The 21,969-nt window shown below is 66.8% G+C and carries 27 protein-coding genes; 26 read left to right on the top strand and 1 reads right to left on the bottom strand.

Annotated features, from left to right (window positions below; genetic code table 11):
• The first annotated feature begins 22 nt into the window (after positions 1-22).
• The 19 genes from murA to tatC all read left to right on the top strand — a co-directional run bounded on the left by murA (position 23) and on the right by tatC (position 13,508).
• Positions 23-1,285 (top strand): UDP-N-acetylglucosamine 1-carboxyvinyltransferase, encoded by a 1,263-nt coding sequence (murA, locus tag M9799_RS05525; protein WP_231043438.1) that lies wholly within the window; start codon positions 23-25, stop codon positions 1,283-1,285.
• Complete coding sequence (hisG, locus tag M9799_RS05520) at positions 1,285-1,929, top strand: ATP phosphoribosyltransferase (RefSeq protein WP_231043439.1); 645 nt, start codon at positions 1,285-1,287, stop codon at positions 1,927-1,929. The genes murA and hisG overlap by 1 nt, the downstream gene beginning before the upstream one ends.
• Before the next feature lie 18 nt (positions 1,930-1,947).
• A complete protein-coding gene (gene hisD, locus M9799_RS05515) occupies positions 1,948-3,261 on the top strand; it encodes a histidinol dehydrogenase (protein WP_377007456.1) in 1,314 nt (437 codons plus the stop codon).
• Positions 3,262-3,473: 212 nt separating this feature from the next.
• Positions 3,474-3,725 (top strand): DUF6364 family protein, encoded by a 252-nt coding sequence (locus M9799_RS05510; protein WP_231043441.1) that lies wholly within the window; start codon positions 3,474-3,476, stop codon positions 3,723-3,725.
• A complete protein-coding gene (locus M9799_RS05505) occupies positions 3,722-4,186 on the top strand; it encodes a PIN domain-containing protein (RefSeq protein WP_231043442.1) in 465 nt (154 codons plus the stop codon). The genes M9799_RS05510 and M9799_RS05505 overlap by 4 nt, the downstream gene beginning before the upstream one ends.
• 6 nt (positions 4,187-4,192) lie before the next feature.
• Positions 4,193-5,311 carry a pyridoxal phosphate-dependent aminotransferase gene (locus M9799_RS05500; protein ID WP_231043443.1) on the top strand — a complete coding sequence of 373 codons (1,119 nt, stop codon included), beginning with the start codon at positions 4,193-4,195 and terminating at the stop codon, positions 5,309-5,311.
• The gene (hisB, locus tag M9799_RS05495) at positions 5,308-5,934 is read left to right on the top strand and encodes an imidazoleglycerol-phosphate dehydratase HisB (RefSeq protein WP_231043444.1); all 627 of its coding nucleotides are present in this window, start codon (positions 5,308-5,310) and stop codon (positions 5,932-5,934) included. The genes M9799_RS05500 and hisB overlap by 4 nt, the downstream gene beginning before the upstream one ends.
• Positions 5,935-5,936: 2 nt before the next feature.
• Entirely contained in the window at positions 5,937-6,599 is a 663-nt protein-coding gene (gene hisH, locus M9799_RS05490) for an imidazole glycerol phosphate synthase subunit HisH (protein WP_255662595.1), read from the top strand.
• A 47-nt stretch (positions 6,600-6,646) separates the two neighbouring features.
• Positions 6,647-7,390 (top strand): 1-(5-phosphoribosyl)-5-[(5-phosphoribosylamino)methylideneamino]imidazole-4-carboxamide isomerase, encoded by a 744-nt coding sequence (hisA, locus tag M9799_RS05485; RefSeq protein ID WP_231043446.1) that lies wholly within the window; start codon positions 6,647-6,649, stop codon positions 7,388-7,390.
• Positions 7,371-8,276 (top strand): D-hexose-6-phosphate mutarotase, encoded by a 906-nt coding sequence (locus M9799_RS05480; RefSeq protein ID WP_231043447.1) that lies wholly within the window; start codon positions 7,371-7,373, stop codon positions 8,274-8,276. Before hisA ends, M9799_RS05480 begins: the two co-directional genes overlap by 20 nt.
• Positions 8,273-9,289, top strand: coding sequence for a UDP-glucose 4-epimerase GalE (gene galE / locus M9799_RS05475; RefSeq protein ID WP_231043448.1), 1,017 nt, complete (start codon positions 8,273-8,275; stop codon positions 9,287-9,289). The genes M9799_RS05480 and galE overlap by 4 nt, the downstream gene beginning before the upstream one ends.
• A 31-nt stretch (positions 9,290-9,320) precedes the next feature.
• Positions 9,321-10,121: an imidazole glycerol phosphate synthase subunit HisF gene (gene hisF, locus M9799_RS05470; protein WP_231043449.1), complete on the top strand. Its 801-nt coding sequence runs from the start codon at positions 9,321-9,323 to the stop codon at positions 10,119-10,121.
• Between the two features lie 25 nt (positions 10,122-10,146).
• The gene (gene hisI, locus M9799_RS05465) at positions 10,147-10,536 is read left to right on the top strand and encodes a phosphoribosyl-AMP cyclohydrolase (protein WP_231043450.1); all 390 of its coding nucleotides are present in this window, start codon (positions 10,147-10,149) and stop codon (positions 10,534-10,536) included.
• On the top strand, positions 10,533-10,907 hold the full coding sequence (locus M9799_RS05460; protein ID WP_377007451.1) for a phosphoribosyl-ATP diphosphatase: 375 nt from the start codon (positions 10,533-10,535) through the stop codon (positions 10,905-10,907). Before hisI ends, M9799_RS05460 begins: the two co-directional genes overlap by 4 nt.
• A 29-nt stretch (positions 10,908-10,936) precedes the next feature.
• A complete protein-coding gene (locus M9799_RS05455) occupies positions 10,937-11,329 on the top strand; it encodes a DUF4870 family protein (RefSeq protein WP_231043452.1) in 393 nt (130 codons plus the stop codon).
• 68 nt (positions 11,330-11,397) lie between these two features.
• Positions 11,398-11,754, top strand: coding sequence for a histidine triad nucleotide-binding protein (locus M9799_RS05450; RefSeq protein WP_231043453.1), 357 nt, complete (start codon positions 11,398-11,400; stop codon positions 11,752-11,754).
• Between the two features lie 83 nt (positions 11,755-11,837).
• A complete protein-coding gene (gene tatA, locus M9799_RS05445; protein WP_231043454.1) occupies positions 11,838-12,086 on the top strand; it encodes a Sec-independent protein translocase subunit TatA in 249 nt (82 codons plus the stop codon).
• Between the two features lie 20 nt (positions 12,087-12,106).
• Entirely contained in the window at positions 12,107-12,595 is a 489-nt protein-coding gene (gene tatB / locus M9799_RS05440; protein ID WP_231043455.1) for a Sec-independent protein translocase protein TatB, read from the top strand.
• Positions 12,596-12,704: 109 nt separating this feature from the next.
• Complete coding sequence (tatC, locus tag M9799_RS05435; protein ID WP_231043456.1) at positions 12,705-13,508, top strand: twin-arginine translocase subunit TatC; 804 nt, start codon at positions 12,705-12,707, stop codon at positions 13,506-13,508.
• Positions 13,509-13,568: 60 nt separating this feature from the next.
• Here the strand turns inward: tatC and M9799_RS05430 are convergent, their stop codons facing one another.
• Complete coding sequence (locus M9799_RS05430) at positions 13,569-14,717, bottom strand: Do family serine endopeptidase (protein WP_231043457.1); 1,149 nt, start codon at positions 14,715-14,717, stop codon at positions 13,569-13,571.
• Positions 14,718-15,003: 286 nt separating this feature from the next.
• On the opposite strand from M9799_RS05430, the gene M9799_RS05425 reads away from it, so the two are divergent.
• The 7 genes from M9799_RS05425 (at position 15,004) to M9799_RS05395 (ending at position 21,962) form a co-directional block, all read left to right on the top strand.
• Positions 15,004-16,338, top strand: coding sequence for an MFS transporter (locus M9799_RS05425; RefSeq protein ID WP_231043458.1), 1,335 nt, complete (start codon positions 15,004-15,006; stop codon positions 16,336-16,338).
• 31 nt (positions 16,339-16,369) lie between these two features.
• On the top strand, positions 16,370-17,131 hold the full coding sequence (locus tag M9799_RS05420; RefSeq protein ID WP_231043459.1) for a Nif3-like dinuclear metal center hexameric protein: 762 nt from the start codon (positions 16,370-16,372) through the stop codon (positions 17,129-17,131).
• 3 nt (positions 17,132-17,134) lie between these two features.
• Positions 17,135-18,184, top strand: a complete 1,050-nt coding sequence (pdxA, locus tag M9799_RS05415) for a 4-hydroxythreonine-4-phosphate dehydrogenase PdxA (protein ID WP_231043460.1) — start codon at positions 17,135-17,137, stop codon at positions 18,182-18,184.
• Positions 18,185-18,455: 271 nt separating this feature from the next.
• Entirely contained in the window at positions 18,456-19,052 is a 597-nt protein-coding gene (gene petA / locus M9799_RS05410; RefSeq protein WP_231043461.1) for a ubiquinol-cytochrome c reductase iron-sulfur subunit, read from the top strand.
• A gap of 10 nt (positions 19,053-19,062) precedes the next feature.
• On the top strand, positions 19,063-20,490 hold the full coding sequence (locus M9799_RS05405) for a cytochrome b (RefSeq protein ID WP_231043462.1): 1,428 nt from the start codon (positions 19,063-19,065) through the stop codon (positions 20,488-20,490).
• The gene (locus tag M9799_RS05400) at positions 20,487-21,242 is read left to right on the top strand and encodes a cytochrome c1 (protein WP_231043463.1); all 756 of its coding nucleotides are present in this window, start codon (positions 20,487-20,489) and stop codon (positions 21,240-21,242) included. The genes M9799_RS05405 and M9799_RS05400 overlap by 4 nt, the downstream gene beginning before the upstream one ends.
• A 108-nt stretch (positions 21,243-21,350) precedes the next feature.
• On the top strand, positions 21,351-21,962 hold the full coding sequence (locus M9799_RS05395; RefSeq protein ID WP_175505044.1) for a glutathione S-transferase N-terminal domain-containing protein: 612 nt from the start codon (positions 21,351-21,353) through the stop codon (positions 21,960-21,962).
• Positions 21,963-21,969 lie beyond the last annotated feature (7 nt).

The following is a 21,969-nucleotide window of genomic DNA, read 5'->3' as shown; positions in this document are numbered from 1 at the left end:
ACCTTTACTGGGCCTACGAGCCATGGACAAACTCTTGATTCGCGGCGGTCATCCGCTGCACGGCGAGGTCGCGATTTCCGGCGCCAAGAACGCCGCCCTGCCCGATCTGTGCGCGGCGCTGCTCACGGCCGAGCCGGTGGTGCTGCGCAACGTGCCGCGGCTGCAGGACGTGGCGACGATGCTCAAGCTGATCCGCAACATGGGCGTCGAGGCCGAGCATGCGGCCGACGGCTCGGTGCGCATCGACGCGGGCCGCCTGTCCAACCCCGAAGCCCCCTATGAGCTGGTCAAGACCATGCGCGCCTCGGTGCTGGCGCTGGGCCCGCTGCTGGCGCGCTTCGGCAAGGCCACGGTATCGCTGCCCGGCGGCTGCGCCATCGGCTCGCGCCCCGTCGAGCAGCACATCAAGGGCCTGCAGGCGATGGGCGCGCAGATCGTCGTCGAGCACGGCTACATGATCGCCCGGCTGCCCGAGGGCCGCACGCGCCTGCAAGGCGCGCGCATCACCACCGACATGGTCACCGTGACCGGCACCGAGAACTTCCTGATGGCGGCGGCGCTGGCCGAGGGCGAGACGGTGCTGGAGAACGCGGCCATGGAGCCCGAGATCGTCGATCTGGCGGAGATGCTGATAGCGATGGGCGCGCGCATCCAGGGCCACGGCACCAGCCGCATCACCATCCAGGGCGTGGAGCGCCTGCACGGCTGCGATCATCAGGTGGTGGCCGACCGCATCGAGGCCGGCACCTTCCTGTGCGCCGTGGCGGCCACTGGCGGCGACGTGGTGTTGCGCCACGCGCGCGCCGACCACCTGGGCGCCGTGCTCGACAAGCTGCGCGACGCCGGCGTGCAGATCGAGGCGCTCGAAGGCGGCGTGCGTGTGAAGTCCGCGGGCCGCCTCAAGGGGCAGAGCTTCCGCACCACCGAGTACCCGGGTTTCCCGACCGACATGCAGGCCCAGTTCATGGCGCTGAACGTCATTTCCCAAGGCGCGGTGTCGGTGACCGAAACCATCTTCGAGAACCGCTTCATGCATGTCAACGAACTGGTGCGCCTGGGCGCGAAGATCCAGATCGACGGCAAGGTGGCGCGCGTCGAGGGCGTCGAGCGCCTGTCGGGCGCCACGGTGATGGCCACCGACCTGCGCGCCTCGGCCAGCCTGGTCATTGCCGGGCTGGTGGCCAGCGGCGAGACCGTGGTCGACCGCATCTATCACCTCGACCGCGGCTACGACTGCATGGAAGCCAAGCTGCGCGCGATCGGCGCCGATATTGAAAGAGTCTGATGATTACCCTTGCCCTGTCCAAAGGCCGCATTTTTGAAGAGACCCTGCCGCTGCTGGCCGCCGCCGGCATCGAGGTGCTGGAAGACCCGGAGAAATCGCGCAAGCTGATCCTGACCACCAACCAGCCCGACCTGCGCGTGGTGCTGGTGCGCGCCACCGACGTGCCGACCTATGTGCAGTATGGCGGCGCGGATCTCGGCGTGACCGGCAAGGACACGCTGATCGAGCATGGCGCCGAAGGCCTGTACCAGCCGCTGGACCTGCGCATCGCCGAATGCCGCGTGAGCGTGGCGGTGCGCGCCGACTTCGACTACGAACAGGCCGTGAAGCAGGGCAAGCGCCTGAAGGTGGCGACCAAGTACACGGCCATCGCGCGCGAGTTCTTCGCCAGCAAGGGCGTCCACGTCGACATGATCAAGCTCTACGGCAGCATGGAGCTGGCGCCGCTGACCGGGCTGGCCGATGCCATCGTCGATCTGGTGTCGACGGGCAACACGCTCAAGGCCAACCACCTGGTCGAGGTCGAGCGCATCATGGACATCAGCTCGCACCTGGTCGTCAACCAGGCCGCGCTCAAGCTCAAGCAGGCGCCGATGCGCCGCCTGATCGACGTGTTCGCGCGCGCCACGCAGGCCCGGGCCTGAACCATGGAAGCTGAAATGATGAACGCCAAGCCCCTTCGCCTGCGCACCGACAGCGCCGATTTCGAAACCGCCTTCCAGGCCCGGCTGCACTGGTCGGCCGACACCGACGCGGCCATCGAGCAACGCGTGGCCGATATCCTGGCCGATGTGCAAAAGCGCGGCGATGCCGCGGTGCTGGAATACACGCAGCGCTTCGATGGCCTGAGCGCCACCGGGATGCCGGCGCTGGAACTCACGGCCGCCGAGCTCAAGGCCGCATTCGACGGCCTGCCCGGCATCCAGCGCGACGCGCTGCAGGCGGCTGCTGCGCGCGTGCGCCGCTACCACGGGGCGCAAAAGCAGGCCAGTGGCGAGAGCTGGAGCTACCGCGATGAGGACGGCACGCTGCTGGGCCAGAAAGTGACGCCGCTGGACCGCGTGGGCATCTACGTGCCCGGCGGCAAGGCCGCCTATCCCTCGAGCGTGCTGATGAATGCCATCCCCGCGCATGTCGCGGGCGTCGGCGAGATCATCATGGTCGTGCCCACGCCCCAGGGCGCGAAGAACGCGCTGGTGCTGGCCGCGGCGCACGTGGCCGGCGTGCACCGCGCCTTCACCATCGGCGGGGCGCAGGCCGTGGCGGCGCTGGCCTACGGCACGCAGACCGTACCCAAGGTCGACAAGATCACCGGCCCGGGCAATGCCTATGTGGCCAGCGCCAAGAAGCGCGTGTTCGGCACCGTCGGCATCGACATGATTGCCGGGCCCTCGGAAATCCTGGTGCTGGCCGATGGCAGCACGCCCGCCGACTGGGTGGCCATGGACCTGTTCAGCCAGGCCGAGCACGACGAGCTGGCGCAAAGCATTCTGCTGTGCCCCGATGCCGCCTATCTCGATGCGGTGCAGGAGGCCATCGATCGCCTGCTGCCCGAGATGCCGCGCGCGGAGATCATCGCGAAGAGCCTCAACGACCGCGGCGCGCTGATCCTGACGCGCGACATGGAAGAAGCCTGCGCGATCAGCAACCGCATCGCGCCCGAGCACCTGGAGGTCTCGAGCCAGGACCCGCACCGCTGGGAGCCGCTGCTGCGCCATGCCGGCGCGATCTTCCTGGGCGCCTACACCAGCGAATCGCTGGGCGACTACTGCGCCGGCCCGAACCATGTGCTGCCGACGAGCGGCACGGCGCGCTTTTCCTCGCCTTTGGGCGTCTATGACTTCCAGAAGCGCTCGAGCCTGATTGAAGTCAGTGAGGCCGGGGCGCAGACGCTGGGGCGCATTGCTTCGGTGCTGGCGCATGGGGAAGGGTTGCAGGGGCATGCAAGGGCGGCGGAGATGCGGCTGAAGGGTTAAGCCGAACTACCTGTTTGCCCTGGACTTGACCACAGGCCGTTCATCCTTCGACGGGCTCAGGACGAACGGTTTGTAGTTACGCCTGAGTTTGGTAAATGCCGTTCGCCCTGAGCTTGTCGAAGGGCGTTTCAGGTGCAGTACTGGTACTTCGAGACACTGGATGCGTGCCACACGAACTTCGTGTCACACGAATCCCGTGTAAAATCCGTCCCATGAAAAACGTGACCATCACCGTGGACGACAACGTGCTCGAATGGGCCCGTATCGAAGCCGCGCGGCGCGGCACCAGCGTGTCGCGCATGGTCGGCGATTTCCTGGCGGAGATGCAGCGCCGCGAGGATGCCTACGAGCGCGCCTACCTCGCATGGCGCACCGACGAACGCACCTGGCAGGCGGATGGCGAACAGCCATCGGCCACACGCAGCGTATGCCTGTCACGCACCGGAGCCGGGGAGAGCGCATGAGCCGATCCAACCCATTGCGCCAGCCGGTATTCGTCGATACCTCGGTACTGGTCTGTGCCGAAGATGCCTCCGATCCGGCGCAGCCCGCGGTGCTGGGCTGGCTCGACCGCCTGTGGCGCGAGCGCCTGGGGCGCGTCAGTTCGCAGGGGCTGGCCGAGTTCTATGAAACCGTGACCAACGCGAAGCCGCGCCCCATGCCCCAGGGCGACGCGCGCGCCGCCATCCGCCGCTACAACACCTGGACGCCGTGGCAGATCGATGCCGCGACGCTCGAGACCGCCTGGGCCGTCGAGGCGCGCCACCAGCTGGCCTGGGGCGACTGCCTGGCGCTGGCCGCGGCCCAGCACAGCGGCTGCGAGACCCTGCTGTCGCTGCAGCTGCCGCACGGCGCGCAGTTCGGCGGCGTGCAGATCATTCATCCCGGCCAACAGCCCCTGGGCGCTGCCGGGGCAGAGGACTGAAATTCCATGACAGAACCCGAGAATCTTTCGCGCGCGCTGCAGCGCATCCGCCCCGACGTGCGCGCCATGCACGCCTATGTGGTGCAGCCCGCGGGCGGCATGCTGAAGATGGACGCGATGGAAAATCCCTTCGAGCTGCCTGCGCACCTGCAGGCCGCCCTGGGCGCACGCCTCGGGGCGCTGGCGCTGAACCGCTATCCGGGCGAGCGCCTCGAGGACCTCAAGCGCGCGCTGATGGACTACGCGGGCGCACCCGCGGGCTCGGCCATCGTGCTGGGCAATGGCTCGGATGAACTCATCTCGCTGCTGGCCCTGGCCTGCGCCCAGGCCGGCGAGGGCCGGCGCGCGAAGCTGCTGGCGCCGATGCCGGGCTTCGTTATGTACCCGATGAGCGCGCAGCTGCAGGGCCTGGACTTCGTCAATGTCTCGCTGGACGCGGATTTCGCGCTGGACGAGGCGGCGATGCTCGCGGCCATCGCCGAGCACCGCCCGGCCATCACCTACCTGGCCTATCCGAACAACCCCACCGCCACGCTCTGGGACGAAGCCGTGGTGCAGCGCGTGATCGACGCGGCCGGCGCGCAGGGCGGCATCGTCGTCATGGACGAGGCCTACCAGCCCTTTGCCAGCCGCAGCTGGATCGCGCGCATGCATGCCGAGCCCGAGCGCAACGCGCATGTGCTGCTGATGCGCACGCTCAGCAAGTTCGGCCTGGCCGGCGTGCGCCTGGGCTACCTGATAGGCCCGTCCGCGCTGGTGCAGGAAATCGACAAGGTGCGCCCGCCCTACAACGTCAGCGTGCTCAACTGCGAGGCCGCGCTGTTCGCGCTCGAGCATGCCGAGGTGTTTGCCGCTCAGGCCGCCGAGCTCGTGGCCGCGCGCGGCGAGCTGGTCGCCGCGCTGCGCCGCATGCCCGGCGTGCTCAAGGTGTGGGACAGCGAGGCCAACATGGTGCTGATCCGCGTGAGCGACAGCGCCGCCGCGCATGCGGCCATGAAGGCGCGCGGCGTGCTGGTGAAGAATGTCGCGGCGCTGCACCCGCTGCTGGCCCAATGTTTGCGCCTGACCGTGGGCAGCACGGCCGACAATGCTCTTATGCTTGCCGCTCTGGAAGCTTCGATATGACCTCCTCCGCCCTCATTCCCTCCACCGCCGGCGCGCCGCGCACGGCCGAAGTCACCCGCAACACGGCTGAAACGCGCATCAGCGTGCGCATCGATCTCGACGGCACGGGCCAGAACCAGCTCAGCAGCGGCATCGGCTTTCTGGACCACATGCTCGAGCAGATCGCGCGCCACGGCCTGATCGACATGGAAGTGCAGTGCGAGGGCGACCTGCACATCGACGGCCACCACACGGTGGAGGACATCGGCATCACGCTGGGCCAGGCCTTCGCGCGCGCCGTCGGCGACAAGAAGGGCCTGCGCCGCTATGGCCACGCCTACGTGCCGCTCGACGAGGCGCTGTCGCGCGTGGTCATCGATTTCTCGGGCCGCCCGGGCCTGCACATGGACGTGAAGTTCACGGCCGGGCGCATCGGCCAGCTCGACACGCAGCTGGTCTACGAGTTCTTCCAGGGCTTCGTCAACCATGCCGGCATGACGCTGCACATCGACAACCTCAAGGGCTTCAATGCCCACCACCAGTGCGAATCGGTGTTCAAGGCCTTTGCGCGCGCGCTGCGTGCGGCGCTGGAGATCGATCCGCGCGCGGCCACTACCATTCCTTCCACCAAGGGCTCGCTGTGAACATGCCACAAAACTCCGTTGCCGTGGTCGACTACGGCATGGGCAATCTGCGCTCGGTCTCGCAGGCGGTGAAAGCCGCCGCGCAGGGCACGGGCTGGCAGGTCGTGGTGACCGCCGACCCCGAAGTCGTGCGCGCCGCGGACCGCGTGGTGCTGCCCGGCCAGGGCGCCATCCCCGACTGCATGCGCGAGCTGCGCGACTCGGGCCTGCTCGAGCCGGTGCTCGAAGCCGCGCGCAGCAAGCCGCTGTTCGGCGTGTGCGTTGGCATGCAGATGCTGCTGGACCACAGCGAGGAGGGCGACACGCCGGGCCTGGGCCTGATCCACGGCGACGTGCGCAAGTTCCAGCTCGAAGGCCGCACCCAGGCCGACGGCAGCCGCTTCAAGGTGCCGCAGATGGGATGGAACAGCGTGCATCAATGCCTGCAGGGCGGCCAGCCGCACCCGATCTGGCAAGGAGTGCCGGACGGCAGCTTCTTCTATTTCGTGCACAGCTTCTACGCCCGGCCGCAGGACGCGGCGCATTGCGCGGGCGAAACCGATTTCGGCGGGCGCTTTGCCGCCGCCATCGCGCGCGATAATATTTTCGCCACCCAGTTCCACCCGGAGAAAAGCGCCGACCAGGGCCTGGCCCTGTTCCGCAATTTCCTGTACTGGAATCCCTGATTTCCTGTTCCCCGCCGGCGCCGCCGGCACCTTTGCTCTCAATCATCATGCTGCTCATTCCCGCCATCGACCTCAAGGACGGCCACTGCGTTCGCCTCAAGCAGGGCGACATGGACCAATCGACCACCTTTGGCGAAGACCCCGGAGCCATGGCCCGCAAGTGGCTTGACGCCGGCGCCCGCCGCCTGCATCTGGTCGACCTGAACGGCGCGTTCGCGGGCGCGCCCAAGAACAACGCCGCCATCAAGTCGATCCTGGCGGAAGTCGGCAGCGAGATCCCGGTGCAGCTGGGCGGCGGCATCCGCGACCTCGACACCATCGAGCGCTACATCGACGCCGGCATGCGCTACGTGATCATCGGCACGGCGGCGGTGAAGAATCCGGGCTTCCTGCAGGATGCCTGCACGGCCTTTGCCGGCCACATCATCGTCGGCCTCGACGCCAAGGACGGCAAGGTCGCCATCGACGGCTGGAGCAAGCTCACGGGCCAGGACGTGCTGAGCGTGGGCAAGCGCTTCGAGGACTGGGGCGTGGAGTCCATCATCTACACCGACATCGGCCGCGACGGCATGCTCTCGGGCATCAACATCGATGCCACGGTGAAGCTGGCGCAGTCGCTGTCGATCCCGGTCATCGCCTCGGGCGGCCTGGCCGGCATGAGCGATATCGAGCAGCTGTGCGCCGTGGAGAGCGAAGGCGTGCAGGGCGTGATCTGCGGCCGCGCGATCTATTCGGGCAATCTCGACTTCGCAGCGGCTCAAGCCCGCGCAGATGAGCTCGCCGGTGCTTGAGCCGGGCTTCAAGGCCACAGCCGCCGAATGGCAGGGTTTGCCCGCCATCGCGCTGGCGCTGCCCCATGGCGACAGCGCGCTGGTGGCGCTGCAGGGCGCACAGGTCCTTTCCTGGGTCGCCGGCGGCAAGGAGCAGCTGTTCCTGAGCCCGCGCGCGGCCCATGACGGCAGCACGCCGATACGCGGCGGCATTCCGCTGTGCTTTCCCCAGTTCAACCAGCGCGGCCCCCTGGTCAAGCATGGCTTTGCGCGCACGCTGGCCTGGCAGGCGGATGCGGACGATGCATCTGTGGATGGTGATGGCCTGCGCCTCGCGCTGCGCCTGCATGACAGCGAAGCCACACGCGCCGTCTGGCCGCATGCCTTTGCCGCCGAGCTGCGGTTGCTCCTGCAGCCCGGTGCGCTGACGGTGGAGCTGGCGGTGCACAACACCGGCAACGCGCCGCTGGCCTTCACGGCCGCGCTGCACAGCTACCTGCGCGTCGATGAGGTCACCGAGACCACGCTGCAGGGCTTTGACGGGCTGCGCTATTGGGATGCGGTCGAAGACACCCATCCGCAGCAGCAGGGCGCGCTGGCGTTCGGCGCCGAGCTGGACCGGGTCTATCCGCGGCCCGCGCAGGCGATGGAGCTGCACGCCGCTGGCGGCGCGCGGCTGCGCATCACGCAGGACCCGGCCTGGGCCGATACCGTGGTCTGGAACCCCGGTCCGGCGTTATGCGCGCGCTTGGCCGACATGCCTGCCGATGGATACCGGCATATGCTGTGCGTGGAAGCCGCGGCCATCGATGCGCCCGTAGTGCTGGCACCGCAGGGCCGTTGGCAGGCGGCGCAGCGGCTCCAGCATCTGCCGCGCATGGCGCAGACCCCGAAGGAAACGACGTGATTCTTGTGACAGGCGGAGCCGGCTTCATCGGCTCGCATACCTGTGTGGAGCTGGCCGCGGCCGGCGAAGCCTTTGTGATCCTGGACAATTTCAGCAACAGCCAGCGCAGCGTGCTCGAGCGCCTGGAGCGCATCACCGGCCAGGCGCCGCTGTGCGAGGAAGGCGACGTGCGCGACGCTGCGCTGCTGGCGCGGCTTTTCGCCAAGTACCCCATCGATGCGGTGATCCATTTCGCCGCCTCCAAGGCCGTGGGCGAATCGGTCGCCAAGCCACTGGCCTACTACGACAACAATGTCGCCGGCACGCTGGCGCTGCTGCAGGCCATGCAGCAGGCCGACGTGCGCACGCTGGTGTTTTCCTCCTCGGCCACGGTCTATGCGGAATCGGCCGTCATGCCGATCGCCGAGGACTTCGCGCTGGCGCCGAGCAATCCCTATGGCCAGACCAAGCTCATGATCGAGCAGATCCTGGCCGACCTCGACGCCTCCGAGCCGCGCGCCTGGCGCCTGGCGCGGCTGCGCTACTTCAACCCGGTAGGCGCACATGAAAGCGGCCTGATCGGCGAGGACCCGCAGGACGTGCCCAACAACCTGATGCCCTTCGTGGCCCAGGTGGCGACGGGCCTGCGCGACCAGTTGCGCGTGTTCGGCAACGATTACCCGACAGTGGACGGCACCGGCGTGCGCGACTACATCCACGTCACCGACCTGGCCAAGGGGCACCTCGCTGCGCTCAACTACCTGCGCCAGCACCCCGGCCTGCTGACGGTGAACCTGGGCTCGGGCCGCCCGGCCTCGGTGCTGCAGCTGATCGCCGGTTTCGCGCGCGCCAGCGGCCGCCCCATCCCCTATGAAGTGGTCGAGCGCCGCGCCGGCGACCTGGCGCAGTACTGGGCCGACCCGGCGCTGGCCGAACGCCTGCTGGGCTGGCGCGCCGAGCTCGATCTCGACCGCATGTGTGCCGATGTCTGGCGCTGGCAGGATGGCGAAGCCCGCCGCATCGCCCGCGCCTAGACCTTTTCCATTTTTCAGAGATTCCCGCGCCATGCTTGCCAAACGCATCATTCCCTGCCTCGACGTCACCGGCGGCCGCGTCGTCAAGGGCGTCAATTTCCTCGAACTGCGCGACGCCGGCGATCCGGTGGAGATCGCGGCCCGCTACAACGGCCAGGGCGCGGACGAACTCACTTTCCTCGACATCACCGCCACCAGCGACGAGCGTGACCTGATCCTGCACATCATCGAGGCCGTGGCCAGCCAGGTGTTCATTCCGCTCACCGTGGGCGGCGGCGTGCGCACCGTCGAGGACGTGCGCCGCCTGCTCAACGCGGGCGCCGACAAGACCAGCTTCAACTCGGCGGCGCTGGCCAACCCCGATGTGATCAACGCCGCCTCGCAGAAGTACGGCGCGCAGTGCATCGTGGTCGCCATCGACGCCAAGCGCCGCACGCTTGAGGACGCGCAGCGCATCGGCGCCAATGGCCTGCCCCTGGGGCCGGGCTGGGACGTCTACAGCCATGGCGGACGCAAGAACACCGGCCTGGACGCGGTGCAATGGGCCAGCGAGATGGCACGCCGCGGCGCGGGCGAGATCCTGCTGACCAGCATGGACCGCGATGGCACCAAGTCGGGCTTCGACCTCGAACTCACGCGTGCCGTCAGCGACGCGGTCGGCGTGCCGGTCATCGCCTCGGGCGGCGTGGGCAACCTCGACCACCTGGCCGATGGCGTGCAGCAGGGCGGCGCCGATGCGGTGCTGGCGGCCAGCATCTTCCACTATGGCGAGTACACGGTGGGCCAGGCCAAGCAGCGCATGGCCGACAGAGGCATCCCTGTCCGTCTTTGAACGGCAAATAACCGACAATGCAAGCATGAACTGGTTGGATCAAGTGAAATGGGATGCGCAGGGCCTGGTGCCCGTCATTGCGCAGGAGCACGCCTCGGGCGACGTGCTGATGTTCGCCTGGATGAACCGCGAGGCGCTGGCCAAGACGGCCGAGCTGGGGCGCGCGGTGTATTTCAGCCGCTCCCGCAACCGCCTGTGGTTCAAGGGCGAGGAATCGGGCCATGTGCAGCAGGTGCATGAGATGCGCCTGGACTGCGACAACGACGTAGTGCTGCTGAAGATCACCCAGCTGGGCCACGAGCCCGGCATTGCCTGCCATACCGGCCGCCACAGCTGCTTCTACAGCGTGCTCAAGGACGGCGCCTGGACCCCGGTGGAGCCGGTGCTCAAGGACCCTGAAAGCATTTACCGATGAACTCTGCGATGACTGCTCCCCAGAATCTTTCCAGCGAAGGCGCGCTGGCGCGGCTGGCCGCGGTGATTGAAAGCCGCAAGGCCGCCAATGGCGGCGACCCCGAGAAAAGCTATGTCGCCAAGCTGCTGCACAAGGGCCCGGATGCCTTCCTGAAGAAGATCGGCGAGGAAGCCTGCGAAGTCGTGATGGCAGCCAAGGATGTGGACCATGGCAGCGATCCGAGCAAGCTGCTGTACGAGATCGCCGACCTGTGGTTTCATACGATGATTGCCCTGTCGCATTACGGGCTCGATCCCGCGCAGGTCGTTGCCGAGCTCGAGCGCCGCGAGGGCACCAGCGGCCTCGAGGAAAAAGCCCGGCGCAAAGCCTAGCAGCGCGCCATTGAAGGAGGAATAGCATCATGCGTGAAGACATCGTCGAAGCCCGCGCCGCAGACCCCTTGCACAGCGACGGCCTCAAGGCCTGGGGCTGGCTCAGCTACGTGCTGCACCTGGTGGTTGCCGTGGCCGCCGTCGTGCCCGCCGCCCAGCCCAGCATCGTGCTGCTGGTCATTGCATTGATCATCGACCTGGTCAAGCGCAGCGATGCCGCCGGCACCTGGCACGCCAGCCATTTCGCCTGGCGCATCCGCAGCGTGGTCTGGGCCGGTGTCCTGTACCTGGTCACCGCGCCGCTGTGGCTGCTGTTCTTCTTCCCCGGCTGGATCGCCTGGGTCATCATCTCCATCTGGTTCCTGTATCGCATCGTGCGCGGCATGGTGGCGATGAACAAGGGCCAGCCGGTCGAGGCCTAGGCGGCCCTGCCCGAGCGGCCTGCCAGAGCGGCCCTGATCGCCCATCCATCACAAACGCTCCCATCGAAATGCACGATCCCGACTGCCTCTTCTGCAAGATCATCGCCGGCCAGATTCCCTCGCGCAAGGTGTACGAGGACGATCAGGTCTTCGCCTTCCACGACATCCATCCGGGCGCCCCGATCCACTTCCTGATGCTGCCCAAGAAGCACATCGCGTCGATGGCCCAGGTCCAGCCCGGGGATGCGGGCGTGCTCGGCCACATGCTGACGCTGGCGCCGCGGCTGGCCCAGGAGCAGGGCTGCAATCCCTATCCCGAAGGCGGCTTCCGCGTGGTGATCAACACCGGCAACGAGGGCGGGCAGGAAATACATCACCTTCACATGCATGTCATGGGTGGCCCGCGCCCCTGGTTGAAAGGTTGATGACGGCTGTGTGGCCAAAAGGGCGATTCATCATTGCTTCACGCGCGCCGTCTAAAATGTCCGCAATTCGTTAGGAGATATCCATGGGTTCGTTTTCCATCTGGCACTGGCTGATCGTGCTGCTCATCGTCGTCATGGTGTTCGGCACCAAGAAGCTCAAGAACCTCGGCTCCGACCTGGGCGGCGCGGTGAAGGGCTTCAAGGACGGCGTCAAGGACGGGGGCAGCGACACGACGGCAGCGCCGGGCAGCGTGCCGGCTCCCAGCCAGGTTGCCAACCAGACCGCAGCCGACAAGGCCACGATCGACGTGGAAGCCAAGCAAAAGAGCTGAGGCGCTGAGGCACTGCCTGCATGATCGATATTGGCCTGTCCAAGATGGCGCTGATCGGCGCGGTGGCATTGATTGTCATCGGGCCAGAGAAGCTGCCGCGCGTGGCGCGTACCGTGGGGACCTTGCTGGGCAAAGCCCAGCGCTATGTCGCCGATGTGAAAGCCGAGGTCAACCGCTCGATGGAGCTCGATGAGCTCAAGAAGATGAAGGAAACGGTGGAAGGGGCGGCGCGCGATGTCGAGCAGACCATCCATACCAGTGCCGCCGACTTCGAAAGAGACTGGAATGCCAGCACCAGCGAAGCGCTGGACAGCGCCTCGGGCAGCCACACGTCTTCGTACGAGGACCCGGGACGCGGCGTGGTGCCGGCCTACACCCATCCGCGCAAGAACTGGCGGCTCAAGCGCGCCGCCGTGCCACAGTGGTACAAGGCGCGCACGGGAGTGCGCAACAAGGCACAATCGGGTGCGGCGCGCGTGGCGCGCTTTCGTCCGCAGAAGTTCCGCTGAGCCGGCTGCCGCGCGGCAGTTCCGGGGCGGGCGCGGCGCAGGCATTGCGCTGCGCGCTTTTTCATTGGCCTTTCAGAAATGTGTCAGGGCCTGAGCGCCCGATTCCACCATGGCAGACATTCCTCCCAAAGAAGACGAGCTGGCCGGCACCGAGCAGCCCTTCGTGCAGCACCTGCTGGAGCTGCGCAACCGCCTGCTCTATTGCATCTACGGCATCGCGCTCGCGGTGGCCCTCCTGGCGTTGTGGCCCGGCCCGAACGGGCTGATCGACTTCATCTCACACCCGATCAAGGCGCACATGCCGCCCGACGCCAAGCTGATCGCGGTCGGCGTGTTCACGCCCTTCTTCGTGCCGATCAAGGTGCTGGGCATGGTCGGCGTGCTGGCCACGCTGCCCTGGATCATGTACCAGATGTGGGCCTTCGTGTCGCCCGGCCTCTACAGCCACGAGAAGCGCTTCGCGCTGCCGCTGATCCTGTTCGGCAGCCTGCTGGCCTATGTCGGCATCGCCTTCGTGCAGTTCTTCGTGCTCGACAAGATGTTTGCCTTCATCCAGGGATTCACGCCCGACAGCGTGGCCGCGACCCCGGACATCGCCTCCTATGTCGAAGCCATCCTGTCGCTGTACCTGGCCTTCGGCCTGGCCTTCCAGGTGCCGATCGTGGTGATGCTGCTGGTGCGCTTCAATCTGGTCGAGATCGAGAAGCTCAAGTCGTTCCGCGGCTACTTCGTCGTGCTGTCGTTCGTGATCGCCGCCGTGGTCACGCCGCCGGATGTGATTTCCCAGCTGGCGCTGGCCATTCCCATGTGCATCCTCTACGAGGTCGGCATTCTGGGCGCGGGCTGGTTCAGCCGGGTTTCGCGCTCGCCTGAAAGTGACGAGGAGCAGCCATCGACCCCGGTGGAGAAGTAGCTTCTGCACAGCGCATGAAAAAGCGGCCCGCGGGCCGCTTTTTCTTTGCCGTGAATTGGCTTACCGGCGCTGGCCGCGCTGCACCTGGTTCGGGCGCGCAGTCGGTGTGACCTGGATCGTGACTTCGCCATCGCCGCGGCGCAGCTGGAAGTCGGCGGCGGTGCCGGGCGTCAGGCCGGCGACGGTGGTGAGCAGCTCGGAGACGGTGCGCACCGCCTTGCCCTGCACCTGCAGGATCACGTCGCCCGGGCGCATGCCGGCCTGGGCCGCGGGGCCGGCCTGCAGCACGCCGGTGACGATCACGCCCGCGCCGGGCTTGACGCCGAAGGTCTCGGCCAGCTCGGGCGACAGTTCGTTGGGCTCGACGCCGATCCAGCCGCGCGTCACGTGGCCTTCCTTGACGATGCTGTCGAGCACCAGCTTGGCGGTCGACACCGGAATGGCAAAGCCGATGCCCATGCTGCCGCCGGAGCGCGAGTAGATCGCGGTGTTGATGCCCAGCAGGTTGCCGTTCACGTCGACCAGCGCGCCGCCCGAATTGCCGGGGTTGATCGCGGCATCGGTCTGGATGAAGTTCTCGAAGGTGTTGATGCCCAGCTGGCTGCGGCCCAGCGCGCTGACGATGCCGCTGGTCACGGTCTGGCCCACGCCAAAGGGGTTGCCGATGGCCAGCACCTGGTCGCCGACGGCCAACTGGTCGGAATTGCCCAGCACGATCACCGGCAGCTTGTCGAGCGCGATCTTCAGGATGGCGAGATCGGTTTCGGGATCGGTGCCGATGACGCTGGCCTTGGCCTGGCGGCTGTCGGTGAGCGTGACCTCGATGTCGTCCGCGCCTTCGACCACATGGTTGTTGGTCAGGATGTAGCCGTCAGGGCTGATGATGACGCCGCTGCCCAGGCCGGTCTGCTCCTGCGGGCCCTGGTCGCCAAAGAAGAACTGGAACCAGGGGTCGTTGCTGCGCGGGTGGCGCACGGCCTTGCTGGTGTTGATGCTCACCACCGCCGGCGCGGCCTTGCGCGCGGCAGCGCTGAAGCTGCCGGGCGCGGTCGTGCCCGCGGGCAGGGCCGGAGCCTCGACCAGCGCCACGCCGGCGCTGGAGCGGGTCGTGTAGCCGCGCAGCCAGTCCGGCTGCAGCGTCGCGACAACGAAATAGGCGGCAACCATCACGGTCACGGCCTGGGAAAACAAAAGCCAGGAGCGCTTCATGAAATCCATCAGCTAGGGTCGAACAAGCTCCCATTGTGCTGCATGCCCGCACCGACACAAGCGGCATGGTCTGACGCGCTAGTACCGGGGTAGCGCATGCAGGTTAAGGGGAAACCCTAGAATCGTGCCGACTGCGCCAGGCTGCGTTCACTGGCGTCCCGCTCCATCGCTGCGGGGCGCCAGCCATTCTTTCCTCATCCAGGCATTGGAAGAACCGGTTGCCGGGCACCTATCCGGTGCGCGGCAGCTGCGCTGTCTTGTTGTTGACCCATTTTCTGCGAATGCCATGACCACGATTGATTACTCCACCGGCAAGGCCCTGCCAGACGGTGCGCCGCCCCGACCGTTGACGAAGAAGGACTACAAGACCCTGGGGCTGTCGGCCCTCGGCGGCACGCTCGAGTTCTACGATTTCGTCGTCTATATCTTCTTTGCCAACGTGCTGGGCCGCCTGTTCTTTCCCGAGCAGATGCCCGAATGGCTGCGCCAGCTGCAGACCCTGGGCATCTTTGCCGCGGGCTACCTCGCGCGGCCGCTGGGCGGCATCATCATTGCGCACTACGGCGACATCCTGGGCCGCAAGAAGATGTTCACGCTGTCGATCTTCCTGATGTCGCTGCCGACGCTGGTGATCGGCCTGCTGCCGACCTACGAGGCCATCGGCATCGCCGCGCCGCTGCTGCTGCTGGCGATGCGCGTGCTGCAGGGCGCGGCCATCGGCGGTGAAATGCCCGGGGCCTGGGTCTTCGTGGCCGAGCACGTGCCGCAGAAGCACTACGGCCTGGCCGTGGGCACGCTCACGGCCGGCATCACCGGCGGCATCCTGCTGGGCTCGCTGATCGCCGTGGGCATCAACAGCTGGTTCAGCACCAGCGAGATCAATGCCTACGCCTGGCGCATTCCGTTCATCCTGGGCGGCGTGTTCGGCATGGTGTCGGTCTACCTGCGCCGTTTCCTCGAGGAAACGCCGATCTTTCAGGAGCTGGCCGCGCGCAAGAAGATCGGCCGCGAGCTGCCGCTCAAGACCATCCTGCGCGAGCACCGCCCCGCCATCGTGCTGGTGGCGCTGATGACCTGGGTGCTGTCGACGGCGATCGTCGTGGTGATCCTGTTCACGCCGGCCTATCTGCAGAAGGTGTTCCAGATCGCACCGGCGCTGTCGCTGCAGGCCAACGTCGCCGCGACGCTGATGCTGACCATCGGCTGCCTGTTCACGGGCTGGGCCACGGACCGCTTCGGCACGAAGGCGGTGATGATCGTCGGCTGGGGCGGCATGGCCGTGACTGCCTACCTGTTCTACCTGGGTCTGCCGGGCACGGCGACCTCTCTGGTCTGGACCTACGGGCTGGTGGGCTTCTTCGTCGGCTCGATCTCGCTGCTGCCGATCGTCGGCGTGCGCGCGTTCCCGCCGGCGGTGCGCTTCTCGGGTCTGTCGTTCTCCTACAACATGGCCTATGCGGTGTTCGGCGGGCTCACGCCGGTGCTGATCAGTGTCGGTCAGCAGTACGACCAGCTGTTCCCGGCGCACTATGTCGCAGCCATGGGCGTGCTGGGCGTGGCGCTGGCGTTCTGGCCGCTGGCCTCCAGGGGCTGGCAGCTGCGCGGCGGCGAAAAAGCCTGAGTCGCGAGGGCATGGATGCGACAATCGCGCCATGACCCTCTCGCGACAAGACCTGCTGGGCAGCCTCGACGATCTGCTGCAGCCCCAACGCTTCAAGGACTACGGGCCCAACGGCCTGCAGGTCGAAGGCAAGGCGCGCATCAAGCGCCTGGTCAGCGGCGTCACCGCCAGCCGCGCGCTGATCGAGGCTGCCATCGACCTGCAGGCCGATGCCGTCTTCGTGCACCATGGCCTTTTCTGGCGCGGCCATGACGGGCGCGTCACGGGCTGGATGAAGGAGCGCCTGCGCCTGCTGCTGGCGCATGACATCAATCTCTTTGCCTACCACCTGCCGCTCGACGGCCACCCCGAGCTGGGCAACAACGCGCAGCTCGGCCTGCGCCTGGGCTGGGAGGCGCAGGGGCGCTTTGGCGAGCAGGAACTGGGCTGGCTGGGGGCGCTGCCAGCGGCCGCAGCCGGGGCGGATGCCAGCGCCATTGCTTCCCAGGTGCAGCAGACGCTGGGCCGCGACACCACCTGCCTGCCGGGCGACGGCCGGCCGATCCGCCAGCTGGCCTGGTGCACGGGCGGTGCACAGGGCTTCTTCGAGTCGGCCATTGCCGCGGGCGCCGACCTGTTCCTCACCGGTGAGATTTCCGAGCCCCAGGCGCACCTGTCGCGCGAGACCGGCGTCGCTTTCATTGCGGCCGGCCACCATGCGACCGAACGCTATGGCGCGCCCGCAGTCGCGGCGCATGTCGCGGCCGCGCATGGCCTCGACCATGTGTTTGTAGAGATAGATAACCCGGCTTGATCAATGTCCCCGTCTGAATCCTCGGCCCGCGCCATCGCCATCACCCAGGGCGATTGCGCCGGCATAGGCCCCGAAACCATCGCCAAGGCCTTCCGCGATGCGCCTGAAGCGCTGCGCGGCTGCTTTGCCGTGGGCGAGCTGCAGACCATGCGACGCGCGGCGGATGCGGTGCAGCGCGCGGGGGACAGCTCGCTGCCGATCGCGGTGATCGACGGCCCCGACGAAGCCTGGTCCGTTCCCAAGCACTGCCTGCCGCTGCTGGCGCTGCCGGGCCTGCCCGGGCCCGCGCCCTGGGGTGCCATTTCGCGCGAAGCGGGCGAAGCCGCCGCGCGCTGCGTCGAGTGGGCGGCCACGGCGGCGCTGCAGGGGCGGATCGCGGCGCTGGTCACGGCGCCGCTGCACAAGGAGGCGCTGTCGCTGGCCGGCATCGATTTTCCTGGCCACACCGAACTGCTGCAGGCCGCGGCCGCGGCCCATGCGGGCGTGGCGCTGGCCGATATGCCGGTGCGCATGATGCTGGCCAACGACGAACTGCGCACGGTGCTGGTGAGCATCCACATGGCGCTGCGCGCCGCGCTCGAGGCCGTGACCGCGCCGCAGGTGCTCGAGACGCTGCGCATCACCCACGAGGCGCTGGGCCGCACGCTGGGGCGCGCGCCGCGCATTGCCGTGGCCGGCCTCAATCCGCATGCGGGCGAGGGCGGGCTGTTCGGGCGCGAGGAGATCGAGCACATCGCGCCCGCCATTGTCGCGGCGCGCGCGCAGGGCATGGACGTGCACGGGCCTTTCGCTCCCGACACCGTATTCATGCGCGCACGCAATGCGCCGGGCCACCCCGGCGAGTTCGACGTGGTGCTGGCGATGTACCACGACCAGGGGCTGATTCCTGTGAAGTACCTCGGCGTGGAGCAGGGCGTCAATGTGACGCTGGGCCTGCCACTGGTGCGCACCAGCCCCGACCATGGCACGGCCTTCGACATTGCCGGGCAGGGGCTGGCCGATGCCAGCAGCCTGATTGCTGCCGTGAGGATGGCGCGGCAGCTGGCACGCTGAGTGGACGCCAGGCGGCATGGAAATTGCTGCCCTGAACCGCCCATGACGACACCGGCAGCCACAAGTCAAGCAGGTTTCCCTTGATGCGGATTCGCGCAATTTCTGCATGATTGGGCGTGCCAGGACTTCCGGGCCGGTGGACTGCGAAGTGACGAACCGTCGCCTGGCCCATGCCATTGGCAGCGGGTAAGCACGGTGGGAATAACCCCACTCGCCCCGCTACAATTTGCCGTTGACTCCCGAACAATAGCGATCTACCTCGAGGATCCCCATGAGTGATACTCCAATCGATCCCAGCAAGCGCACGTGGATCATCACGTCGGCCTGCGCTGGTGCGGTGGGCGGCGTGGCCACGGCCGTGCCTTTCGTGAGCACCTTCCAGCCCTCCGAAAAGGCCAAGGCGGCGGGCGCGGCGGTGGAGGTGGACATCGCTGCGCTGCAGCCCGGCGAGAAGGTCACGGTGGAGTGGCGCGGCAAGCCGGTCTGGATCATCAAGCGCTCGCCCGAGCAGGTCGCCGAGCTGCCCTCCCTCGATGGGCAACTGGCCGATCCGAAGTCCGAGCGCAAGCCCTCGGAACTGACTCCCGAATACGCGCGCAACGAACATCGCTCGATCAAGCCCGAGATCATGGTCGCCGTCGGCATCTGCACCCATCTGGGCTGTTCGCCGGTCGACAAGCTGCAGCCCGGCCCCCAGCCCTCGTTGCCCGACGACTGGAAGGGCGGCTTCCTGTGCCCCTGCCATGGCTCGACCTTCGACATGGCCGGCCGCGTCTTCAAGAACAAGCCGGCTCCGGACAACCTCGAAGTGCCGCCCCACATGTACCTGTCGGAGACCAAGCTCCTGATCGGTGAAGACAAGGCCTGAGGGACCAGACATGGCACACGAATTCAAGGACATCTCCCCCAACGCCGCGACCGGCGCCAAGGTCTCGAACTGGTTCGAGAACCGCTTCCCCACGGCCTTCGATGCCTACCGCGTCCACATGTCGGAGTACTACGCTCCGAAGAACTTCAACTTCTGGTACATCTTCGGCTCGCTGGCGCTGCTGGTGCTGGTCATCCAGATCGTCACCGGCATCTTCCTGGTCATGCACTACAAGCCCGACGCCGCCAAGGCCTTCGAGTCGGTCGAGTACATCATGCGCGATGTGCCCTGGGGCTGGCTGATCCGCTACATCCACTCGACGGGCGCCTCGGCCTTCTTCATCGTCGTCTACCTGCACATGTTCCGCGGCCTGATCTACGGGTCGTACCGCAAGCCGCGCGAGCTGGTCTGGATCTTCGGCTGCGCGATCTTCCTGGCGCTGATGGCCGAGGCCTTCATGGGCTACCTGCTGCCCTGGGGCCAGATGTCCTACTGGGGCGCGCAGGTCATCGTCAACCTGTTTGCCGCGATTCCCTTCATCGGGCCGGACCTGGCGCTGCTGATCCGCGGCGATTACGTGGTGGGCGATGCCACGCTCAACCGCTTCTTTGCCTTCCACGTGATCGCCGTGCCGCTGGTGCTGCTGGGCCTGGTCGTGGCGCACCTGCTGGCGCTGCACGACGTGGGCTCGAACAATCCCGACGGCATCGAGATCAAGGGCCCGGGCGCGCCCCGGGACGAACAGGGCCGCCCGCTCGACGGCGTGGCTTTCCACCCCTACTACACGGTGCACGACATCCTGGGCGTCTGCGTGTTCCTGTTCCTGTTCTCGGCCGTGGTGTTCTTCGCGCCCGAGTTCGGCGGCTACTTCCTCGAGTACAACAACTTCATCCCGGCCGATCCGCTGAAGACGCCCTCGCACATCGCGCCCGTCTGGTATTTCACGCCTTTCTATTCGATGCTGCGCGCCATCACCACCGAGATGATGTACGTGCTGATCGCCTGCGTGGCGCTGGGCGCGGGCTACGGCGTGTTCAGGTCGCGGCTGCCCTCGATCGTGAAGGGCGTGATGGTGGTCGTGGCATTGGGGGCGATTGCCATGATGCTGTCGATCGACGCCAAGTTCTGGGGCGTGGTCGTGATGGGCGGCGCCGTCATCATCCTGTTCGCGCTGCCCTGGCTGGACCACAGCCCGGTCAGGTCGATCCGCTACCGTCCGCAATGGCACAAGTATGTCTACGCGGTGTTCGTCATCGACTTCATGGTGCTGGGCTACCTGGGCGTGAAGCCGCCCTCGCCGCTGTTCGAGCGCATCTCCCAGGTCGGCACGCTGTTCTATTTCGGCTTCTTCCTCCTGATGCCCTGGTGGAGCCGCCTGGGCACGCCGAAGCCCGTGCCCGACCGCGTGACCTTCAAGCCGCACGGAGAACAAGAATGAAGAAACTGATCCTCACGCTGATGGCCGCCCTGGGGTTCGCAGCCGGTGCGCAGGCTGCCGAAGGCGGCATGGCCTGGGACAAGGCGCCGCTCAAGACCAACGACCAGGCTTCGCTGCAGAACGGAGCCAAGCTGTTCGTCAACTACTGCCTGGGCTGCCATTCGGCGTCGTTCATGCGCTACAACCGGCTCAAGGACATCGGCCTGACCGACCAGGAGATCAAGGACAACCTGCTGTTCACGACCGACAAGGTCGGCGAGACCATGAAGGCCGCGATCGATCCGCGCCAGGCCAAGGACTGGTTCGGCGGCAATCCGCCGGACCTCACGGTGATCGCGCGCTCGCGCGCCGGCGCGGGCGGCTCGGGCGCCGACTACCTCTATACCTTCCTGCGCACCTTCTACCGCGACGAGACCAAGCCCACGGGCTGGAACAACCTGGCCTACCCGAACGTCGGCATGCCGCATGCGCTGTGGCAGATGCAGGGCGTGCGCCGCGCGGTGTTCGAGGAGCAGGAGGTGCACGGCAAGAAAACCCCGGTTTTCAAGGGCTGGGAACAGCTGAGTCCGGGGGCAATGACGGCGGTGCAGTACGATCAGGCCGTTGGCGACTTGGTGAATTACCTCCAGTGGATGGGCGAGCCCGCACAGAACAGCCGTATTCGCGTCGGCGTCTGGGTGCTCATCTTCCTCGGGGTCTTCATCGTGATTGCCTGGCGCTTGAACGCTGCATTCTGGAAAGACGTCAAGTAACGCACGGTCCATGTCCGGGGACGCACGCCTGCCGCGTGCCCCCGCCGGATCGGTACAGAGTGGGCGCTTCAGGCGTCCCACTCTTTTTGATTTTTAGGAGCTCTCACCATGATGGTGCTTTATTCGGGAACAACCTGCCCCTTCTCCCACCGCTGCCGCTTTGTGCTGTTTGAAAAGGGCATGGACTTCGAGATCCGTGATGTGGACCTGTACAGCAAGCCCGAAGACATCAATGTGATGAATCCCTACGGCCAGGTGCCGATCCTGGTCGAGCGCGACCTGATCCTGTACGAGTCGAACATCATCAACGAATACATCGACGAGCGCTTCCCCCATCCCCAGCTGATGCCCGGCGACCCGGTGGACCGCGCGCGCGTGCGCCTGTTCCTGCTGAACTTCGAGAAGGAACTGTTCGTCCACGTCAACATCCTCGAGGCGCGCAACGTCAAGGGCAACGAGAAGGCCATCGAGAAGGCGCGCGCGCACATCCGCGACCGCCTGACGCAGCTGGCGCCGGTGTTCCTCAAGAACAAGTACATGCTGGGCGAGAACTTCTCGATGCTCGACGTGGCCATCGCGCCGCTGCTGTGGCGCCTGGACTACTACGGCATCGAGCTGAGCAAGAACGCCGCGCCCCTGCTCAAGTACGCCGAGCGCATCTTCTCGCGCCCCGCCTACATCGAAGCGCTGACGCCTTCGGAAAAGGTGATGCGCAAGTAAGCCGGGA

This window comes from Comamonas endophytica, from assembly GCF_023634805.2.
Taxonomy (GTDB): Bacteria; Pseudomonadota; Gammaproteobacteria; order Burkholderiales; family Burkholderiaceae_C; genus Comamonas; species Comamonas endophytica.
The sequence above is the reverse complement of the archived record's forward strand: the minus strand, read 5'-3'. Positions and strand labels throughout refer to the sequence as shown.

Bases quoted from the DNA above. Each gene is read 5' to 3' on its own strand.
- murA (WP_231043438.1), top strand. From the start codon at position 23: ATGGACAAACTCTTGATTCGCGGCGGTCATCCGCTGCACGGCGAGGTC.
- hisG (WP_231043439.1), top strand. From the start codon at position 1,285: ATGATTACCCTTGCCCTGTCCAAAGGCCGCATTTTTGAAGAGACCCTG.
- hisD (WP_377007456.1), top strand. From the start codon at position 1,948: ATGAACGCCAAGCCCCTTCGCCTGCGCACCGACAGCGCCGATTTCGAA.
- M9799_RS05510 (WP_231043441.1), top strand. From the start codon at position 3,474: ATGAAAAACGTGACCATCACCGTGGACGACAACGTGCTCGAATGGGCC.
- M9799_RS05505 (WP_231043442.1), top strand. From the start codon at position 3,722: ATGAGCCGATCCAACCCATTGCGCCAGCCGGTATTCGTCGATACCTCG.
- M9799_RS05500 (WP_231043443.1), top strand. From the start codon at position 4,193: ATGACAGAACCCGAGAATCTTTCGCGCGCGCTGCAGCGCATCCGCCCC.
- hisB (WP_231043444.1), top strand. From the start codon at position 5,308: ATGACCTCCTCCGCCCTCATTCCCTCCACCGCCGGCGCGCCGCGCACG.
- hisH (WP_255662595.1), top strand. From the start codon at position 5,937: ATGCCACAAAACTCCGTTGCCGTGGTCGACTACGGCATGGGCAATCTG.
- hisA (WP_231043446.1), top strand. From the start codon at position 6,647: ATGCTGCTCATTCCCGCCATCGACCTCAAGGACGGCCACTGCGTTCGC.
- M9799_RS05480 (WP_231043447.1), top strand. From the start codon at position 7,371: ATGAGCTCGCCGGTGCTTGAGCCGGGCTTCAAGGCCACAGCCGCCGAA.
- hisF (WP_231043449.1), top strand. From the start codon at position 9,321: ATGCTTGCCAAACGCATCATTCCCTGCCTCGACGTCACCGGCGGCCGC.
- hisI (WP_231043450.1), top strand. From the start codon at position 10,147: ATGAACTGGTTGGATCAAGTGAAATGGGATGCGCAGGGCCTGGTGCCC.
- M9799_RS05460 (WP_377007451.1), top strand. From the start codon at position 10,533: ATGAACTCTGCGATGACTGCTCCCCAGAATCTTTCCAGCGAAGGCGCG.
- M9799_RS05455 (WP_231043452.1), top strand. From the start codon at position 10,937: ATGCGTGAAGACATCGTCGAAGCCCGCGCCGCAGACCCCTTGCACAGC.
- M9799_RS05450 (WP_231043453.1), top strand. From the start codon at position 11,398: ATGCACGATCCCGACTGCCTCTTCTGCAAGATCATCGCCGGCCAGATT.
- tatA (WP_231043454.1), top strand. From the start codon at position 11,838: ATGGGTTCGTTTTCCATCTGGCACTGGCTGATCGTGCTGCTCATCGTC.
- tatB (WP_231043455.1), top strand. From the start codon at position 12,107: ATGATCGATATTGGCCTGTCCAAGATGGCGCTGATCGGCGCGGTGGCA.
- tatC (WP_231043456.1), top strand. From the start codon at position 12,705: ATGGCAGACATTCCTCCCAAAGAAGACGAGCTGGCCGGCACCGAGCAG.
- M9799_RS05430 (WP_231043457.1), bottom strand. From the start codon at position 14,717: ATGAAGCGCTCCTGGCTTTTGTTTTCCCAGGCCGTGACCGTGATGGTT.
- M9799_RS05425 (WP_231043458.1), top strand. From the start codon at position 15,004: ATGACCACGATTGATTACTCCACCGGCAAGGCCCTGCCAGACGGTGCG.
- M9799_RS05420 (WP_231043459.1), top strand. From the start codon at position 16,370: ATGACCCTCTCGCGACAAGACCTGCTGGGCAGCCTCGACGATCTGCTG.
- pdxA (WP_231043460.1), top strand. From the start codon at position 17,135: ATGTCCCCGTCTGAATCCTCGGCCCGCGCCATCGCCATCACCCAGGGC.
- petA (WP_231043461.1), top strand. From the start codon at position 18,456: ATGAGTGATACTCCAATCGATCCCAGCAAGCGCACGTGGATCATCACG.
- M9799_RS05405 (WP_231043462.1), top strand. From the start codon at position 19,063: ATGGCACACGAATTCAAGGACATCTCCCCCAACGCCGCGACCGGCGCC.
- M9799_RS05400 (WP_231043463.1), top strand. From the start codon at position 20,487: ATGAAGAAACTGATCCTCACGCTGATGGCCGCCCTGGGGTTCGCAGCC.
- M9799_RS05395 (WP_175505044.1), top strand. From the start codon at position 21,351: ATGATGGTGCTTTATTCGGGAACAACCTGCCCCTTCTCCCACCGCTGC.